Origin of the sequence: Nocardia sp. NPDC049190 (assembly GCF_040648115.1) — a bacterium.
GTDB lineage: Bacteria > Actinomycetota > Actinomycetes > Mycobacteriales > Mycobacteriaceae > Nocardia.
The window spans coordinates 26,088-44,174 of sequence record NZ_JBEZDE010000035.1; the positions used below are offsets into that span (position 1 = coordinate 26,088).

The following is an 18,087-nucleotide window of genomic DNA, read 5'->3' on the forward strand; positions in this document are numbered from 1 at the left end:
TGCGGGTTTCGATCACCGGAGGTGGTCGCGGGATGGCCAGGCCTCGAACTCGTCCAGGGTGGTGACCACGAAGTTCGGGCACAACGGTTGTCCGCGCCGGTCGTGCGTGGCAATGCGGCAGTCGCGATAGTGCTGGTTCGTCGCCGACGTGGATGGTGAGTTCATCGAAATGTATTGTGGGAGAACTACGGTTCCGGGCTCCGGCTGGATTTCGGTGCGCGCGCCGTACTGCGTCAAGACGTCCATACCGTCGCCTATGCTTTCGGCTGGCCCGAAGTTTTCAGTGAGATACGCAACATCAATTCTCGGTAACTTCGTCCTCCCTACCGCGCGGTACGTGCTGGAATGCTTTGAAACCGATGTCGAAACCGCTGTAATACGGTGCGGGACTGTGGATCGAGGAGGTTGTTGCTGTGGTCGACGCAAGCGTCCCCACGCTGCGTCTGTCGGAGCTGGATAAATTGGCTCAGCTCGACGAACACAAGAAACTCTCGGTCGATCATGTGCGATTGACGGCGCAGAAGCTCGGCGTACCCGAACGGATCCTATGGCAGTTGCTGGCAGCCCGCCGCGCGGATTCTGCACCGGGCAAACGTGACCTCGAGGACGCCACCAGGCGCGTCGGATATCGAGAAAACGGACAACGGGAGTCAGGCATTGTCCGGCTGTCGGAGGCGGCTGGCGACGAGCTGTTGCTGCGGATTCCCGATAGTGACGTCACAACGTTTCGAGCGGACGCCTGCCGGAGTTTGCCACCCGCCGAGTTCGCGCGCATAGACGCCGTCTACACCCAAGGAATCCGAGCGACCTGCCGATGGCTGGCTGAGCACACCGGTCGGCCATGCCAGCACGACCTGGGCAGCAGCGGCGATCGGACCTGGCTCGGCCCGCGCGATGTCGACCTCGCCAAATACATGATCGAGGTCCTGCAACCCCGCTTTACGGTCGCCAATCCTCTGCACCGAGGTCCCAGTGCCCGCTTGCTCAATGAATGGGTCGACATCCTGGGCCTGTACCGGCTCCTCGGCGAACTCGTTGTCGACAGTCCCAGTCGCGGACACACCATCACCCTGCTCCGCGGCGCTCAAGCCGCATTTCTGCTCCACGGTCTGCGACTGGAACTGCCCCCGGATCTGGCGTACTCGGTCGGGCCGGGGCTGACCACGACCCCGATCGATCACGAGAGCATTGCCCGCATCTGGGCCAGGACCACCAACCCGGTCCATGCCGCCGTGATCGCCACCGTGCTGTTCACCGGGGCCACCGTCATCGAGCTCAACGCGATTCCTTGCGTCGCGCTGACCGCGGACACGCTGATCTTCAACGGCCCGATCGGCTACACCCGCGCGCCCGATCTGTATGTGTGGGTGATTCCACCGTTGGCGCGTCCGTTGCTTCAGGCCGCCCGCTTCTATCAGGAAGCGAGCGACACACCCAACAGAAAACTGTTCGCCGGAGCTATCGGTGGAGCGGGCCGCCGGTTGCGCGACATCGCCGCGGCGTGTGAGGTGACCATCCCGGAACTGCATCACTGGCACCACAGCTGGATACGACAAGCCGGACTACTTCGCATGTCCGAACAGCCGCCGCCCGTCCGTAATACCGACCTGCTGTTCGGTCTGCAGCTCGCCCAACGGCCTCGCCGACGCCCGCACGCCAAAAGAAGGAGATGAGGCATCGTCCGCGGCCCAGGACGATGGCCTGGGCAAGGGCGGTAGTCATGTGATTCCGTGACCGCAGCTACGCATGCCGTCGGTCGTCGACGACGACCCGGCACATTGTGCGGGAGTCGGCCGCCGGATGGTGCGGGGACGCGTCCGCCGCGTCATCGGTCTCGGTACGCCTCGCTGTGCCGTGCTCGTCCTGACCCGGGAAGCGATCCGGCGGCGAGGATCTCGAACGGGGACGTGTCCGGTCTGTGGCGCGCAGTACGTCGGCCGGCGCTGGCGGCGATTAGTCGAGGACCCTGACGACCTGCGCGTGGTCTGTGGTGCGAGCCGTATTGTCTTGGTGGACAATGTGGTCTCGGTCAACCGACGGCGATGGGCGGTCACCATGAAGTGTTATCACGTGACCGCGAGCGATCCGCAGTCATGGACCATGGTCGCCAACACCTTCGTTCCGATGGACTATCAATACGGCGATCCCGGTCGATGGTATTCGGGCCTGACGGTTCAGGAGTCGACCACCTATCGGTTGTTGCGCTGGGAGCAGCGCGGAACCAGTACATCCCACCGAACAAGGACCAACATCCGCCAAGGACCCTGCGACGATTTCTACTGGGTCGTCGTCCCCCAGGAGGGTTTGTACTCGGTTCGATATCGGGACGAGGTGACGCGGGCGCAGCCCGGTCATGCCTCGGTAACCGCCCTCGACGAGATGTGCCGGATACACATCCCGGATCTGTCGGCGTATGCGTTCCAGGTACCACGCACCGAGCTCGACCATCGAGCGGGGTCGTCGGGCGCACGAGGTTCGGTGCTGGACCTGAACTGCGGCCTCGGCCGGATCGTTCAGGACATGATCCGCAGTGCCCATGCCGAACAGTCGAATCTGTCCGAGCGGGAGTTCAACGCGGTCTGCGATCGGATCGCGGAGTTGTTGTGCTTGATATCGCTCGGCGATACCCACCCGCAACGAACGCAGCACACCCAGATCGCCGAGCAGGTTCGGCAATACGTGCGCGCGAATGTCGGCCATGGTGACGTAGGGCTGCCCGCGGTAGCGCACGCGCTGGGCTGGTCGCCCCGGCAGCTGCGATCGGTCCTGCAGCAGACGGGTACCACGTTCCGCGATGTGCGGCGGGAGGAGGCGCTGCGCGTCGCCCGCGACCTGCTCGAGGACCCGGCGCGCGAGACCCTGCCCATCCGGGACCTGGCCCTTCGCAGTGGCTTCACCCCCGCCTGGTTCTCGGCGGCGTTCAAGGCACGGTTCGGCGAGACGCCACGGGATTTCCGCCACCGCAGATCGGCGGAGCTCGCCGGCCGTGACGGTGAGCGCCGAAGTGCTGATCGCAGCCGACCGAAGCCGGTCACTGTGCGCCCGGATCCGGCCCAGATCGGCTAGAAGAGTCACACTGTCAGAGCTGTCGCGAGTCTGCGAATCGACATCGGAGTGCCGTGGTCTGGAGGCATTCGTGACCGCTGCCCGGCTGTAGCCCGCCCGCAACGGGTCGAACTTCGGCGGGGAGTGTGGTGATCGTCAGCCGCGACCTGCATGCAAGGGCTGGTATGCCGAAGGCATTGCCTCGGAGTGTTTTCGGATGTGCTGTCCAGCGATGGGGCGAAGCGCTATTCCGACGAGGATGAAAAACGCTATCCGGCGAGGATGAACCGGGCGGCCTGCTCGCCGATGAACACCGCGGGTGCGTGGGTGTGGCCGCGGATGATCAGCGGCATCACCGACGTGTCGGCGACCCGAAGTCCCTGCACGCCACGGACTTCCAGTCGGGGGGTGACAACGCTGGTGGTGTCCGTGCCCATCCGGCACGTGCCGACCGGGTGGTAGAGCGTGTGCGAGTAGGCGTTCAGTGTCAGTTCGAGAACGGCTTCCGGCTCGGCGGGCGCCTGTGGCGGATAGCTCAGCGGGCCGAGTACTGCCTTCATCGATGGTTCGGCCGCGATATCGGCGCACAGGCGTAGCCCCGCCATCATGGCGGTACGGTCCGCGCCTGCACTGTCGGACAGATAGCGCGGGTCGATCAGCGGCTTGGCGGATGGGTCCGGCGAGCTCAGTGCGATCCGTCCGCGGCTGTGCGGGCGCACCAACACGCTCGCCAGGATCACCCCGTGCTCGGTCGGGTCGACCAGTCCCTCGTAGTAGAACGGCGCGGGCGCGAAGACGAGCTCCAGGTCGGGCAGATCCAGTTCGGGCCTGCTGCGCACGAATCCGTATGCCTCGCCGACGTTCGAGGTGAGCATGCCACGGTGTCGGAGCAGATAGTTCAGCAGCTGGCGCGGTTTCTGGGCGGTGAACAGCGAATCCGATGCGACGGTGTAGCCGATGCCCGCGACCAGATGGTCCTGCAGGTTCGCCCCGACCTCGGGTGCGTGCTTGCGCACTTCGATACCGTGGCGGGTCAGCTCGTCACGGTCGCCGATGCCGGAAAGCATCAGCAGTTGTGGGGTGTTGACCGCACCACCGCACAGGATGACCTCGCGCCGCGCGGTCACGGTGTAGGTGCCACCACCCGTGCGGTACTCGACGCCGACGGCGCGTGTGCCATCGAAGAGAACCCTGGTGACGGGCGCTTCGGTGTGCACCGTGAGGTTGGGTCGGCGCAGGGCGGGCCGCAGGTAGGCGTCGGCTGTGCTCCAGCGGCGTCCGTCGCGCTGGGTCACCATGGTCTCGCTGAACCCCTCCGGCTGCGGCCGATTCGGTGGCTCGACGTCGTAGCCGGCCTCCTCGACTGCGGCCAGGTACGCGGCAGTGAGACTGCGCGGGCTGCGCTGGCGCGAGATGTGCAACGGCCCGTCGGTGCCTTCGTCGGGATACTGGGCGTTCTCCACCCGCTCGATGCGGCGGAACTGCTCGACGGCCGCGGCGAAGCTCCACTCGTCGCCTGCCAGCAACGCCCATTCGTCGTAGTCGGCGCGGAACCCGCGCACCCACATCATGGCGTTCATCGAGGAGGAGCCGCCGAACATCTTGCCGCGCGGCCAATAGATCTCGCGGTTGTTCAGTTCCGGTTGCGGCTGCGTGTGATAGTCCCAATCCACCTCGGAGCGAAACAGTTTCGCGAACGCGGCGGGGATGTGTGCGTACTTGTTCTTGTCCGGCGGGCCCGCCTCGAGCAGCGCCACCGCTGTGCCGGGATCAGCGCTGAGCCGATTGGCCACGACCGCGCCAGCGGATCCCGAGCCGACGACGATGTAATCGACGGTAAGCCCATCTGGTTGCACTGTCCTACTCCGATCTGCACCGACTACGGCAAAGATACGAGGTACCGGTCGCCCCGGGTCAGGTTTCCGCCAACCCGGGCGGATCGGAGTCGGCTCGAAGCGGAGCGGGCAGTCGTCGGCACTGGTGGTCGCCACGATGTCGCTGTGGTCGCGGCGTGCGGCCAGAAAAGGGCTGTTCGTCAGTGCCAGGACACAGCGAAGGTCATAGTCGGATTCACCGCGGCGTCGATGCTCTGCCGGAGGCGGGCCGCGTCGGCGCGGCAACCGCCCGCCACGAAGGCGGGCCCGGGCAGCTGAAGACCGGGGTAATGTCCCTGCGGCCGCTGCGCCGAATGAAGCCGCGGGGAGGGGTGCGGACGATCGGGCGTGATCCTTGCCTCGATCGTCCGAATCGCCGATCCGGTACGGTGGCGTTCGGGGTGAATCCACGGAATCGAGAATGGGCAGGTCCGATACGAATGAGCCTTCGAGATGTTCCGCTGCGGATGCTGTCCGGCGAGCCGACGACGTTGTCCGACCTGGTTGGTGACCGTGCCGTTCTCCTGGTCAACGTGGCGTCGAAGTGCGGCCTCACCCCGCAGTACTCCGGACTGGTCGAACTGCAGAAGTCCTACGGGTCGCGCGGATTCAGCGTCGTCGGCGTGCCATGCAATCAGTTCATGGGCCAGGAGCCGGGCACTGCGGAGGAGATTGCGCAGTTCTGCGCCACCACCTACGGCGTCGACTTCCCGTTGCTGGAGAAAACCGACGTCAACGGCGACAGCAGGCACGAGCTCTACCGGACCTTGGCGGAGTTCGTCGACGCGGACGGCAACGCCGGCGACATCCAGTGGAACTTCGAGAAGTTTCTGATCGACCGGGACGGCAAGGTGGCGGGCCGGTTCCGCCCGACTGTCACGCCGGAGGCGCCCGAACTGGTGTCCGCGATCGAAGCCGTGCTCTAGCGCTCGATCGCACCGATCTGGCTGCCACCGCGTGGTCTGTCCTGCGCCGCGGGGCCGTAGTCCGACGTCGCCACCTGCGACGCCGTGGGAAGTGCTCGCGTAGCGGGTCCATGGTGGCGAGCAGCCCGATCGATCATGCTGGTCGTGGCGGCCATGAGTGACGCCCGTGTGCGGTCGTCTGCCGTGCTTCGGTGTGAAATCCCTCGCCGTCGGGTTCTACACCGGGCGCGCATCGCCCATCCGGCACGTTCTTTCGTCCACGGTCGACCGAGGTGTCGTCGTCGATCGAGATTCTCGCGCCGAGTGAGATCCGGCGCGGGCCGACCGTCCACCCGGCAGGGCAGTGCCAGGCGGAAGGCTACGGCCACCGGGCACCCCGCATGTTTGGGACATTATCTGTACTGTGTCTCGCGTCGCTTATGCGTGCGGGCGCTTATGACCGCCCTAGAATACTTAGGAAAGCTAACGTTTGTGTCGAAGGAGTATTTCTCGGACCAGGGAGGTCGGCCGTGAAGGGAGAAACGCGGGCGGCGCGACTCACGCACCGCATCGCCGAGCTGTATGCCGATCATGACGACATCCGCAACGCCGCCCCGCGTGCGGAGGTCGTCGAGAAGCTTCGCAAGCCCGGTGCACGGCTGGCGCAGATCATCGAAACGGTCATGATCGCCTACGCCGATCGGCCGGCACTCGGGCAGCGCGCGGTGCAGGTGCGCGCCGACAGCGCCGGTCGCGCGTCGCTGACGTTGCTGCCGCGGTTCGACACCATGACCTACGGTGAGCTGTGGGAGCGGGTCCGCGCGGTTGCTGCGGCATGGCACGGTGACCCGGACAATCCGCTGCGTGCGGGTGATTTCGTGGCTACGCTCGGCTTCACCAGCAGCGACTACGCCACGCTCGATCTCGCATGCACTCACCTCGGCTTGGTCGCCGTTCCGCTGCAGTCCGCCGCGCCCGTCGCCCAGTTGACCGAGATCGTCGGTGAGACCGCGCCGCGGGCGCTGGCCGCGACCCCGGAACTGCTCGACGCGGCCGTCGAATGCGTCCTGTCCAGCCACGCGCTCCGGAGACTCATCGTCTTCGATTACCACTCGGGCGACGACGCCCAACGCGCGGCATTCGAGGCGGCACGCGAACGCCTGGCCGTCGCCGGCAGCGTGGTGGTCGTCGAATCGCTCGGCCAGGTGCTCGAGCATGGACGGTGCCTCCCCGCTGCACCACTGTTCACTGCCGAACCGGGCGACGACCCGCTGGCGCTGTTGATCTACACCTCGGGTAGCACGGGTACACCCAAGGGGGCGATGTACACCGAGCGGCTGGTCGCCACAGGATGGCTGGGCAGGCCCGAGGTCGCTGCGATCAACGTCAACTACATGCCGATGAGCCATATCGCCGGCCGTATGTCGCTGACCGGCGTGCTTGCCCGCGGCGGGACCGCGTACTTCGCGGCGACAAGTGATATGTCGACGCTCTTCGACGACATCGCGTTGGCCCGGCCGACCGAGTTCTTCTTCGTTCCGCGCGTGTGCGACATGGTGTTCCAGCGCTTCCGTGGCGAGGTGGATCGGCGCGACGGACCAGGCGTCGACCGCACCTCGTTGGAAGCGGATGTGAAAACCGAACTGCGCGAACGCTTCCTCGGTGGGCGCGTGGTCACAGCCATCTGTGGGAGCGCTCCGGTGGCGGCGGAGATGAAGGCTTTCATCGAGTCGGTGCTCGACCTGGACCTGCACGACGGCTATGGCTCCACCGAGGCGGGCCCGAGCATCCTGATCGACAATCAGGTACGGCGGCCACCGGTGCTCGACTACCGGCTCGTCGACGTCCCCGAACTGGGCTACTTCCGGACCGACAAGCCGCATCCGCGTGGCGAGTTGCTCGTGAAATCCACCACGATGATTCCGGGGTACTACAGGCGGCCCGAGGTCACCGCCGAGATATTCGATGAGGACGGCTTCTACAAGACCGGCGACATCGTCGCCGAACTCGCCCCGGACCGGTTGGTCTACGTCGACCGCCGCAACAATGTGTTGAAACTGTCCCAGGGTGAGTTCGTCGCCGTGTCACATCTGGAGGCAGTATTCGCGAGCAGCCCGCTGATTCGGCAGATCTTCGTGTACGGCAGTAGCGAACGCGCCTATCTGCTCGCCGTGATCGTGCCGACCCACGACGCGCTGGCCCGCGGTGATCTCGACGTGCTGAAGGCGACACTGAGCGAATCGCTACAGCAGCTCGCGAAGGATGCCGACCTGCATTCTTATGAGATCCCGCGAGATTTCTTGATCGAGACCGAGCCGTTCACCACCGACAACGGGCTGTTGAGTGGCATCGGAAAACTGTTGCGGCCCAGGTTGAAAGAGCGCTACGGACAGCGCTTGCAGCACCTGTACGCCGAGCTGGCCGATGCGCAGGCGAACGAACTGCTCGACGTGCGTCGCGTCGCGGCCGAACTACCCGTGCTGGAGACGGTGAGTCGCGCCGCGAAGGCGCTGCTGGGCTGCGCGAGCGCCGATCTGCGCCCCGACGCACATTTCAGCGATCTCGGTGGTGATTCGCTCTCGGCGGTGTCGTTCTCGAACCTGCTGCAGGAGGCCTTCGGCGTCGAGGTGCCGGTGTCGGTGGTGATCAGTCCTGCCAACGGACTGCGTCAGATCGCGGACTACATAGTGGCCGCGCGAGATTCAGGAACTCGGCGCCCGACTTTCGACTCGGTGCACGGCGCCGGGGCGCAGGTGAGGGCGGCGGATCTCACCCTGGACGAGTTCATCGACGCACGCACCCTGGCGGACGCGGCGGCGCTGCCCCGCGCTACCGGGGCTGCGCACACCGTACTGCTCACCGGCGCGAACGGGTATTTGGGCCGCTTCCTGGGCCTGGAGTGGTTGGAGCGGCTGAAGGCCACCGGGGGCACCCTGATCTGTCTCGTGCGCGGTGGTGATCAGGCCGGCGCGCGCAAGCGTCTGGAGGACGCCTTCGACAGCGGCGACCCGGGCCTGATCCAGCGCTTCCAGGAATTGGCCGCCGATAACCTCGAGGTGCTCGCCGCGACATCGGTGAACCGAATCTGGGCCTGGACGAGGCGACCTGGGATCGACTGGCCGACACCGTCGATCTGATCGTGCACCCGGCCGCGCTGGTCAACCATGTACTGCCGTACCGGCAGCTGTTCGGGCCGAACGTGGTCGGCACCGCCGAGTTGATCCGCTTGGCGATCACCACCCGGATGAAGGCCTTCACCTATCTGTCGACCGTCGCGGTGGCCACCCAGATCGATCCGGCCGATTTCGATGAAGACGCTGACATCCGTGAAATCAGCCCGGCGCGTGTCGTGGACGAGAGCTACGCCAACGGCTACGGCAACAGCAAATGGGCTGGAGAGGTGTTGCTGCGGGAGGCGAACGACCTGTGTGGGCTGCCGGTCGCGGTGTTCCGTTCGGACATGGTCTTGGCGCACAGCCGCTATGCCGGTCAGCTCAACGTACCGGATATGTTCACCCGGTTGCTGCTGAGCCTGATCGCCACCGGGATCGCGCCACTGTCCTTCTACGAGACCGACGTCGAGGGCAACCGGCAGCGCGCCCATTACGACGGCTTGCCCGCCGATTTCACTGCCGAGGCGATCACCACCCTCGGCGCCGCGGCCGCCTCGGACTTCCAGACCTTCGACGTGCTCAATCCACACGACGACGGCCTTTCGCTCGACGTGTTCGTCGACTGGTTGATCGATTCCGGCCACTCGATCGAGCGGATCGCCGACTTCGGTGAATGGTCCGACCGATTCGAGACCGCGCTACGGGGGCTGCGGGAAAAGCAACGCCACGCGTCGCTGCTGCCGTTGGTGCACGCGTATCGACGACCGGCGCCGGCCGTGCGCGGCTCGGTGCTTCCGGCGAAGAAATTCCGCTCGGCTGTCCAGGCCGCGACAATTGGTCCCGATCACGATATTCCGCACCTGTCCCGTGCGCTCATCGAAAAATACGTGACCGATCTGGAACTGCGGAACCTGCTATAGGCAGCGCCCACACGACGCTACTTCGGCGCTTTTCGATGCGTAGTGCGAATCGTTCGGTTCGTCACGCGAGGTGACCGGCGCTCGCGGGTACCGACACCATCGGCCTGCGAACTATTCGGTGGGCGCCACACGTTGCTGAATGGTCAGCAGGAGATGGTCGAAGCGGGTGCGCTGCTGGGTCAGCGCTCCGCCGGTCGCCACCACGTCGGCGACCAGTTGTTCGGAGAGGGTGCGGATCTTGATGTTGGTCTCTTGCGACCGCCAGCGCAGCACGCCGAACGCGTGTTCGGCGTTGACGCCGTAGACGAACATGATGATGCCCTTGGCCTGTTCGATAACCGCACGGGCGTCGACCAGATCGGGGAGGAGGTCGTCGAGAGCTTCCTGCCGGTTCTCCTCGAGTGTCTCGGTGACATCGAGGTAGTAGCCCATAGTGCCGACTACGGCGTCCTGCTGGTCGCACATCTGGTCGCCGATCACGATCACGTCGTGCAGTTCGCCGGAGGTGTCGATGACACGGTGGCGGCTGCAGAATGCCTCGCCCGTCTCGATGGCGGCCGCGAGCGCCGTCGCGACCTGCTCGCGGTCGTCGGGGTGCTGATGGCTCAGCAGCAGTTCGGTGGACGGCTCCACCGCGCCGGGCGAGTACCCGTGCATCGCGGCGACCTCGTCGGACCATTCCCACCGTTGATCGGCGAACCAGAAGCGGAAGCTACCGATACTCTGGGGACAGCCGCCGAGGGTCATGCGATCGGTGTCCGGCTCGCGTTGTCCCGTGTCTGCCACGGGTCCAGTATGGCTCTTCCGAATCCGATGATCGAGATCAACTCGATGGTCGGCACCGAGCCAGGTCCGCGGTCTGATGCCTGGTTGGCGGAACTCGTTGCCGGATGTTTCGATCGGTCCATGACGGACTATCCCGAGACTCCACACGTCGTGACTGCCAGCCGGGAGGTAGCAGCCGGGTGCGAACAGATCTTCGAATTGATCGCTGACCCGGCGCAGCAGCCCCGATGGGACGGAAACGACAATCTGGCGGATGCCCCGGTGGGACAACGCGTGCACGGTGTGGGCGATGTATTCACCATGACCCTCACCAACGGCAGCGTCCGAGACAATCACATCGTGGAGTTCGAAGAGGGTCGCCGCATCGCCTGGCTGCCCGCGGAATCAGGCGAACAGCCGCCGGGCCACCTCTGGCGCTGGCAACTCGAGCCGGTGGACGACGCGCACACCCGGGTCACACACGCCTACGACTGGTCAGCGCTGGCCGATGAGAAACGCCTCGCGCGCGCCCGGGCCACTACGTCTGGCAAACTCCGAGCGTCGGTTGACCGGCTCGCCGAACTCGCCGAGCGTGGCTGATCGTCGCGGAGATCGCTCGAGCGGACCCGAAGGACGGCTCGACCCACCGCCAGGCGCGCTCGGGTTCGGCGCCGACCTCGGCGGTTTCTACAACTTGTAGCCGATCCGGCGCAGTAGCTGTCGACGATCTGCCTGGTCATCGGCGTTTTCTACGCCCAGCGGGGTGGACCCGTCGACCACTCCGAGGATTCCCCTACCCAGCTCGGTCTCGCCGATCAGCACGTCCACGGGATTGGCTGTGGCGCAGAATATTCCGCAGACCTCCGGGACCTGCCGCACCGCATTGAGCACATTGACCGGATAGCCCTCGCGGAGGAAGACGAGGAACGAGTGTCCCGCGCCGACCGCGACAGCGTTCTTCGTGGCCAGCTCGACGAGATCGCCGTCGTTGCCGGAGTGGCGGACCAGGCGCGGTCCGGAGGCCTCGCAGAATGCCAGCCCGAACCGCAGGTGGGGACTGACCCCGACCAGCGTCTCGTGCAGGTCCTCGACGGTCTTGATGAAGTGGGCCTGTCCGATGATGACATTGAGATCGTCCGGTTTGTCGATGCGCACCGTAGTCAACTCCACACGAACATACTGCGCCGCGTCGGTGTGGATGCACAGCATTTCGGCGTTGATTTGCTCGGGTAGCCGGGCTGACGGTCGGACACGGGTGTCGAGGCTTCGGCGGGCATACCAGGCGGTGCTACTCTCGGCCGGCGCCGCTCGCGGAGTAGCGTCCACAGGCATGAGTGTGTCGCGACCGGCATTCGTGACGGAGGGCACCCGCAGACTGGCGGCGGCGTGCCGCGCCGATATCACCATCCTGACTCGCCGCTTACTCGAGGCCGTCTTCACCGACAACCCGGAATGGACCGACTACACCTCGGTGCCGCGGGACGATCTGCGTGACGGATGCTGTCGTTACCTGACCCGCATACTCGACATTCTGGGTGGGGAAGCGATCGATCCGGATGCCGACGATGTCGCGGTCTCCATCGGACGGCGTCGGGCCGAGCAAGCGGTGCCACTGGAGGCGATGCTGCGGACGTTCCGCCTCGGCGGTCGGATCGTCTGGGAAGCAGTCCTGGACAAAGCAGAGGCCGTCGGTGCCGAGCCACAGGAGATTCGGGAGGCGGGCACCGCGATGTGGACGGTGATCGACGGACTCTCCTCCGCATTGTCGACGTCGTATCGCAACACCGAACTGGAGCGGGTCCGCAGCGACGAGCGGCGTAAACATGCGCTGATCGAGGACTTGATCGCCGGACGCGGGCACGACGCGACCTTTGCCGCGCGGGCATCGCATGAACTGAACCTGCCGGTGCACGGTGCCTATCTGGTGGTGGCAGCCGACTCGCGAGCGGACGGGATACCCGTGCTCGCGGGACCGGAAGCCGTTCTGGCCGCGATGCAGATCCGATCGGTGTGGCATACCCGTGTCGATACGACGATCGGGTTGGTGGCGCTGGAGCATCGAGACGTGGATGCCGTTGTGCAGTATCTGCGTCCCTTGGCCCGAGGTCGGGCGGCGGCCTCGCCCACGGTGCAAGGCCTCGCCGAGGTGGACATCGGCCACATGCTCGCGCGGATCGCCTTGACCACCTTGCCCGCAGAGGCCACGGCACTGGTGTCGTTGGAGGAGCGCTATCCCGAGGCCCTGCTGGTGCGTTCGCCGGACCTGACACGGCTGATGCTCGCACGCATCCTCGGGCCGGTACTGCGGCTTCCTGCCAGAGAGCGGGACGTGCTGTTGCAGACCCTCGCCGCCTGGCTCGCGGAGAATCGCTCGGCGGCGAACGCGGCGATCGGGCTGCACTGCCATCGGAACACCGTGCTGAACCGGTTGCAGCGTATTTCCGGACTACTGGGCCGCCCGCTGGAGGGGGCACGGATCCACCTCGAACTCACCCTGGCGCTGGTGGCGCTCGACCTCGGCGAGCAGGTCGGCGAATTGGGCTGAGCGCCCATTTTCCCGCGTCCACTCCTGGGCTTTCGGGGCATTGTCGCAGCGACCTGGGTGGATGACACTCGATCGACATGACTTCCGCGCCCAATCTCGGCGCGGGCGGGTTCATTCGAGATTGAGGAGCACCACGAGTGCCGGAATTCGATCTACTGGTCGTCGGCGGCGGGCCCGGGGGGTACGTGTCCGCGATCCGTGCCGCGCAGCGTGGGCTGTCGGTGGCGTTGGTGGAAAAGGAACGCCCGGGCGGCGTCTGCCTGAACTGGGGCTGTATCCCCACGAAAGCGATGCTGCGTTCGGCCGAAGTATACGAAACGGTGCGGGCCGCAGCAGACTACGGTGTTTACGCCGACAATGTGCGGTTCGACTTCTCCACCGTTCGGCATCGCAAAGACGGCATCGTCAAGGAGTTGACGAACGGAGTCGCCGGCCTGCTGGCCGCCAACGGTGTCACTGTCATCGACGGGCACGCACGGTTCACCGGACCGACCACCGTCGACGTGTACGAGGTCGGCCCTTCTCCGGTGGGCACAAACGGTCCCCGGTATGCGGCCGAGCCCACCACCCTGCGTCGACAGGTCACCGCGCGCGATGTCGTCATCGCGACCGGATCGGTGCCGGCGCGTCTGCCCATTCCCGGCGCCGATCTTCCCGGGGTGATCACCTCCGATGGCGCGTTCGGCCTGACAACGGTGCCCGACCGCATCGTCATAGTCGGCGGCAGCGCCGTGGGCGCGGAATGGGCGAGTCTGTTCGCCGCGTTCGGCAGCCAGGTCACCATTGTCGAGATGCAGGACCGCCTGGTGCCCGCGGAAGACCGCGATATCGGCGTGGCGCTCGGCCGATCGTTCACCGAGCGGGGGATCTCGGTACTGACCGGATCCACCGTCACCTCGATCTCGGAGGCGGGCGGCCTTCGGGTCGCCGTCGCGGGCCCACACGCCGGCGAACTCGACGCCGCCGTGGTTCTCGTCGGTGTCGGTCGAACGCCCAACATCGCCGATCTCGGTCTCGACCTGGCGGGAGTCGCCACCGACGAACGCGGATTCATTCCAGTGGACGAGCGGTTGCGCACCAATGTCGAGCATGTCTACGCGATCGGCGACGTCACCGGCCGAGCACTGCTCGCCCATGTCGCCTCGCATCAGGGGTTGACCGCAGCAGACGTGATCGCAGGCCACGACACCCGGATCGACTACACCGCCGTCCCCGCGGCCACTTTCACCCACCCGGAGATCGCGAGCGTCGGTCTCACCGAATCAGCCGCCAAGGCAGCCGGGCACGAGGTGATCACGGCACGCTTCCCGTTCGCGGCGCTGGGTCGGGCGAAGACCTTCGGTGAAACCGAGGGCTTCGTCAAGATCATTGCTGGACAGCGCTATCAGGAAGTGCTCGGCGTCCACATCATCGGGCCGTCGGCCAGCGACCTGATCACCGAGGGTGCGTTGGCCATCACTCTCGAGGCGACGCTCGAAGACCTCGCCGACACCATTCACGCCCACCCGACCCTCGGCGAGATCGGCATGGAGACAGCGCTGTCCGCGCTCGGTCTGCCCGTGCATGTCGCGCCGCGCAAGCGCTGAGGACACCGACTGTGACGGAATTGATCGACCACATCCCCACCGGGTTCGCCACCGAGGACCCGGACACGCTACGCGGCTATCTGCGAGACATGATGTTCGTGCGCAGATTCGAGGAACGCGCCGCCCAGGGCTACGCCCAGGCGAAGATCGGCGGATACTGCCACCTCAACCTGGGCGAGGAAGCCACGGTTGTCGGGTTGGCAGCCGCGATGCGGCGCACCGACTATCTGTTCACCAACTACCGCGAGCACGGCTACGCGATCGCGAAAGGCATCGAACCCGGCCGCGTGATGGCCGAACTCTACGGGCGTTCCACCGGCACCTCGAAGGGCTGGGGCGGCTCGATGCACATGTTCGACACCGCTACGCGCCTACTCGGTGGCTACGGCATTGTCGGCGGTCAGCTTCCGCTCGCCGTCGGCGCGGCGATGGCCGTCGACTATCGGGGTGGTGACGACGTCGTGATCTGTCAGATGGGCGACGGCACAACGAATATCGGCGCGTTTCACGAGTCGCTCAACCTCGCGGCGCTGTGGCGGTTGCCAGTGGTGTTCGTCGTGATCAACAACCAGCTCGGGATGGGAACCACGGTCGAGAACGCCTCCGCCGAGCCCGATCTCTACAAGCGCGCGGCCGCGTACCGCATGCGTGGCGAACAGGTCGACGGCACCGACGTCCTCGCTGTCCGCGATGTGGCGGCCGATCTGATCGAAACCGCACGGCGGGAGGGGAAACCGGCCCTGCTGGAGGCCGTCAGCTTTCGACTGAAAGGACATTCGGTGGTCGACCCGGCGAAGTACCGCAGCGACACGGACCTCGCCGCCGCCCGCGATTCCGACCCGGTCGCACGGCTGCGCGCGGATCTGATCGACGCAGGTGTGCTGGACGAATCCGCCGTCGCGGAACTGGAACGCGCCGTCGAGGCGGAGGTCGACGCGGCGGTCGCGTTCGCCGACGCCAGTCCGCATCCGGAGCCGTCGAGTTTGTTCGACTACACCTACGCCACCCCGGTGGCTGGCACCTCCCGCAGGCTGCCCGCCGATCCGCTCTTCTGACCACGAAGGACAACCGTGCCTGTCATCACCTACCGTGAAGCGCTGCGCGAAACTCTGCGCGAGGAAATGCGGCGCGACGACGACGTCTTCCTGATGGGGGAGGAAATCGGCGTCTTCGAGGGCTCCTACAAGATCACTGCGGGCCTGCTCACCGAATTCGGCGAGAAACGAGTGCGCGACACCCCGATCGCCGAAGAGGGGTTCGTCGGTGCCGCCGTTGGTGCGGCGATGCTCGGGCTCCGCCCGGTCGTGGAGATCATGACGATCAACTTCTCGCTGCTGGCGTTGGATCAGATCGTGAACCACGCCGCGAAGATCTACGGAATGTTCGGGGGACAGACCAGCGTCCCGATGGTCATTCGCACTCCCGGTGGCGGCGGTCAGCAACTAGGCGCCACCCACTCCCAGAATATCGAGCTCTACTACGCGTTCGTTCCTGGACTCAAGGTCGTCGCTCCGAGCACCCCTGCCGACGCGCGCGCGTTGCTGCGTGCCGCTATCCACGACGACGACCCGGTTCTGTTCCTGGAAAACCTCGCGCTCTACAACACCAAAGGCGAGGTCCCCGACGACCTTCCGCCCGCACAGATCGGCAAGGCCGCCATCACCCGCGAGGGCTCCGACATCACGCTCATCGGTTACTCCCGGATGGCGACGATCGCCACCCAGGTGGCCGAACGGCTGTATGCCGAATCCGGGATCTCGGCCGAGGTCATCGATCTGCGCAGCCTGCGACCGCTCGACCGCGAGACGCTTGTCGCATCGGTGCGCAAGACAGGATGTGCCGTGGTGGCCGAAGACGACTGGCTGACCTACGGCATCGGCGCCGAAGTGGCCGCCACCATCTCCGACGGCGCCTTCGATTATTTGGACGCGCCGGTACGGCGGGTCGCCGCTGCGGAAGTCCCGCTGCCCTACGCCAAAACGCTCGAGCAGATCGCTCTGCCATCCGCCGACTCTCTGCACAGCGCCGCGCTGGAGACCCTGGCGGCCGTCGGTCGACGCCGCTGAGAACAAGGGAACTATCTCATGCCTGAAATCACCATGCCCCGACTGTCGGACACGATGGAAGACGGTGTCGTCTCCGTGTGGCTCAAGAAGGTCGGTGACACCATCGTGCGCGGCGAGATCATCGCCGAGATCGAGACCGACAAGGCCCTCATGGAACTGGAGGCCTACGACGACGGCGTGCTCGAGCACATCCTCGTGGAGGCCGGCGCCCGAGTGCCCATCGGTAGTCCGATCGCCGTCGTCGGTGACGGCACCGGCACCGCGACGAAACCGGCCGCGCCGGTCCCTGCCGCGACAGCGGGGCCGACACCGGCCAGCGAACCGCTCGCCGAATCGGCAACGGGTTCCGCACGAGCGAGTACGAGCATGCCTGCGGCGAGTGGCGGGCGCCTGAAGTCTTCCCCGCTGGCTCGCAAGATCGCACGCGAATTGAACGTCGATCTGGCCACGGTGACCGGGACCGGCCCCGGTGGCCGGATCACCCGGCAGGATGTCGAATCGGCCCACCGCCCGCCAGAATCTCCCCGGACTGTCGCCGTAACGAATGACACCGAGGCGGTTCCGCTGACCGGTGTGCAGCGGGTCGCCGCCAAACGGATGGTGCAGAGTAAGCAAGAAGCGCCGCATTTCTACCTGACCAGCGTGATCGATGTCACCGAGCTGCTGGCCTTCCGTGCGGAAATCAACCAGACCCTGGAGGCATCCGGCGCCGCACGCGTCAGCGTCAACGACCTCATCGTCAAAGCGGTGGCAGGCGCCTTGCGTGCCGACCCCAGGTTGAACGTCTCCTACCAGGGGGACAAGCTGTTACGGCACAACGGTATTCATCTCGGTGTTGCGGTGGCGACGGCTGCCGGACTGGTTGTGCCGGTGATCAAGGACGCCGACCGCAAGAGCGTGTCGCAGATCGCCGCCGACACCGGCGATCTGGCCGAGCGAGCCCGTGCCGGACGACTCCGCGTGGACGACATGGAGGGCGGCACCTTCACCATCTCCAACCTCGGCATGTTCGGCATCGAGCAGTTCGCAGCCGTGATCAACCCGCCCCAGGCCGCCATTCTCGCGGTGGGTGCCGCAACTGAGGAACTACGTCTTGTCGATGGTGCGGTCGTCGCTCGCAAGATTCTGCGGGTGACGCTCTCCGCGGACCACCGTGCCGTCGATGGCGCCACGGCAGCCGCATTCCTGCAGCGCCTGCGAAACGATATGGAACACCCGTTACTCATCGTCACCTGATCCTCACACCAGTACGGACCGACGTCGAGTGT

At 65.8% G+C, this 18,087-nt stretch carries 13 protein-coding genes and 1 pseudogene; 10 read left to right on the forward strand and 4 right to left on the reverse strand.

Features of this window, described 5'->3' with window-relative positions; genetic code table 11:
- Positions 1 to 12 precede the first annotated feature (12 nt).
- Positions 13 to 165: a hypothetical protein gene (locus AB0B25_RS25335; protein WP_357184125.1), complete on the reverse strand. Its 153-nt coding sequence runs from the start codon at positions 163 to 165 to the stop codon at positions 13 to 15.
- 248 nt (positions 166 to 413) lie between these two features.
- Between AB0B25_RS25335 and AB0B25_RS25340 the strand changes: the two genes are divergently transcribed.
- Both AB0B25_RS25340 and AB0B25_RS25345 read left to right on the forward strand, forming a co-directional pair.
- Entirely contained in the window at positions 414 to 1,673 is a 1,260-nt protein-coding gene (locus AB0B25_RS25340; RefSeq protein ID WP_357184128.1) for a hypothetical protein, read from the forward strand.
- Between the two features lie 397 nt (positions 1,674 to 2,070).
- Complete coding sequence (locus AB0B25_RS25345; protein WP_357184131.1) at positions 2,071 to 3,066, forward strand: AraC family transcriptional regulator; 996 nt, start codon at positions 2,071 to 2,073, stop codon at positions 3,064 to 3,066.
- Between the two features lie 248 nt (positions 3,067 to 3,314).
- Here AB0B25_RS25345 and AB0B25_RS25350 read toward each other — a convergent pair whose 3' ends face one another.
- A complete protein-coding gene (locus AB0B25_RS25350) occupies positions 3,315 to 4,901 on the reverse strand; it encodes a GMC family oxidoreductase N-terminal domain-containing protein (RefSeq protein WP_357184134.1) in 1,587 nt (528 codons plus the stop codon).
- A 458-nt stretch (positions 4,902 to 5,359) separates the two neighbouring features.
- Here AB0B25_RS25350 and AB0B25_RS25355 point away from each other — a divergent pair, with 458 nt between their 5' ends.
- Both AB0B25_RS25355 and car read left to right on the forward strand, forming a co-directional pair.
- Positions 5,360 to 5,845 carry a glutathione peroxidase gene (locus tag AB0B25_RS25355; RefSeq protein WP_357184135.1) on the forward strand — a complete coding sequence of 162 codons (486 nt, stop codon included), beginning with the start codon at positions 5,360 to 5,362 and terminating at the stop codon, positions 5,843 to 5,845.
- Positions 5,846 to 6,423: 578 nt separating this feature from the next.
- Positions 6,424 to 9,857 (forward strand): annotated as a pseudogene (gene car / locus AB0B25_RS25360) (carboxylic acid reductase).
- Between the two features lie 111 nt (positions 9,858 to 9,968).
- Here car and AB0B25_RS25365 read toward each other — a convergent pair.
- Positions 9,969 to 10,643, reverse strand: a complete 675-nt coding sequence (locus AB0B25_RS25365) for a PAS and ANTAR domain-containing protein (protein WP_357184138.1) — start codon at positions 10,641 to 10,643, stop codon at positions 9,969 to 9,971.
- 120 nt (positions 10,644 to 10,763) lie between these two features.
- Here AB0B25_RS25365 and AB0B25_RS25370 point away from each other — a divergent pair, with 120 nt between their 5' ends.
- The gene (locus AB0B25_RS25370; protein ID WP_357184202.1) at positions 10,764 to 11,222 is read left to right on the forward strand and encodes an SRPBCC family protein; all 459 of its coding nucleotides are present in this window, start codon (positions 10,764 to 10,766) and stop codon (positions 11,220 to 11,222) included.
- Positions 11,223 to 11,309: 87 nt separating this feature from the next.
- Here the strand turns inward: AB0B25_RS25370 and AB0B25_RS25375 are convergent, their stop codons facing one another.
- Positions 11,310 to 11,831, reverse strand: coding sequence for an adenosine-specific kinase (locus AB0B25_RS25375; protein ID WP_357184205.1), 522 nt, complete (start codon positions 11,829 to 11,831; stop codon positions 11,310 to 11,312).
- A 121-nt stretch (positions 11,832 to 11,952) separates the two neighbouring features.
- Between AB0B25_RS25375 and AB0B25_RS25380 the strand changes: the two genes are divergently transcribed.
- From AB0B25_RS25380 to AB0B25_RS25400, 5 genes are all read left to right on the forward strand, one after another.
- Positions 11,953 to 13,167 carry a helix-turn-helix domain-containing protein gene (locus AB0B25_RS25380; protein WP_357184141.1) on the forward strand — a complete coding sequence of 405 codons (1,215 nt, stop codon included), beginning with the start codon at positions 11,953 to 11,955 and terminating at the stop codon, positions 13,165 to 13,167.
- A 137-nt stretch (positions 13,168 to 13,304) separates the two neighbouring features.
- Positions 13,305 to 14,753: a dihydrolipoyl dehydrogenase gene (lpdA, locus tag AB0B25_RS25385; RefSeq protein WP_357184143.1), complete on the forward strand. Its 1,449-nt coding sequence runs from the start codon at positions 13,305 to 13,307 to the stop codon at positions 14,751 to 14,753.
- 11 nt (positions 14,754 to 14,764) lie between these two features.
- Positions 14,765 to 15,808, forward strand: coding sequence for a pyruvate dehydrogenase (acetyl-transferring) E1 component subunit alpha (gene pdhA, locus AB0B25_RS25390; protein WP_357184145.1), 1,044 nt, complete (start codon positions 14,765 to 14,767; stop codon positions 15,806 to 15,808).
- A gap of 24 nt (positions 15,809 to 15,832) precedes the next feature.
- Entirely contained in the window at positions 15,833 to 16,819 is a 987-nt protein-coding gene (locus AB0B25_RS25395; RefSeq protein WP_357184208.1) for an alpha-ketoacid dehydrogenase subunit beta, read from the forward strand.
- Positions 16,820 to 16,837: 18 nt separating this feature from the next.
- Positions 16,838 to 18,055: a dihydrolipoamide acetyltransferase family protein gene (locus AB0B25_RS25400; protein WP_357184148.1), complete on the forward strand. Its 1,218-nt coding sequence runs from the start codon at positions 16,838 to 16,840 to the stop codon at positions 18,053 to 18,055.
- The last annotated feature ends 32 nt before the right edge of the window (positions 18,056 to 18,087 follow it).

Excerpts from the sequence above, each read along its gene's own strand:
- AB0B25_RS25335 (WP_357184125.1), bottom strand. The coding sequence starts at position 165 with ATGAACTCACCATCCACGTCGGCGACGAACCAGCACTATCGCGACTGC.
- AB0B25_RS25355 (WP_357184135.1), top strand. The coding sequence starts at position 5,360 with ATGAGCCTTCGAGATGTTCCGCTGCGGATGCTGTCCGGCGAGCCGACG.
- AB0B25_RS25370 (WP_357184202.1), top strand. The coding sequence starts at position 10,764 with ATGACGGACTATCCCGAGACTCCACACGTCGTGACTGCCAGCCGGGAG.
- AB0B25_RS25375 (WP_357184205.1), bottom strand. The coding sequence starts at position 11,831 with ATGCTGTGCATCCACACCGACGCGGCGCAGTATGTTCGTGTGGAGTTG.
- AB0B25_RS25380 (WP_357184141.1), top strand. The coding sequence starts at position 11,953 with ATGAGTGTGTCGCGACCGGCATTCGTGACGGAGGGCACCCGCAGACTG.
- AB0B25_RS25400 (WP_357184148.1), top strand. The coding sequence starts at position 16,838 with ATGCCTGAAATCACCATGCCCCGACTGTCGGACACGATGGAAGACGGT.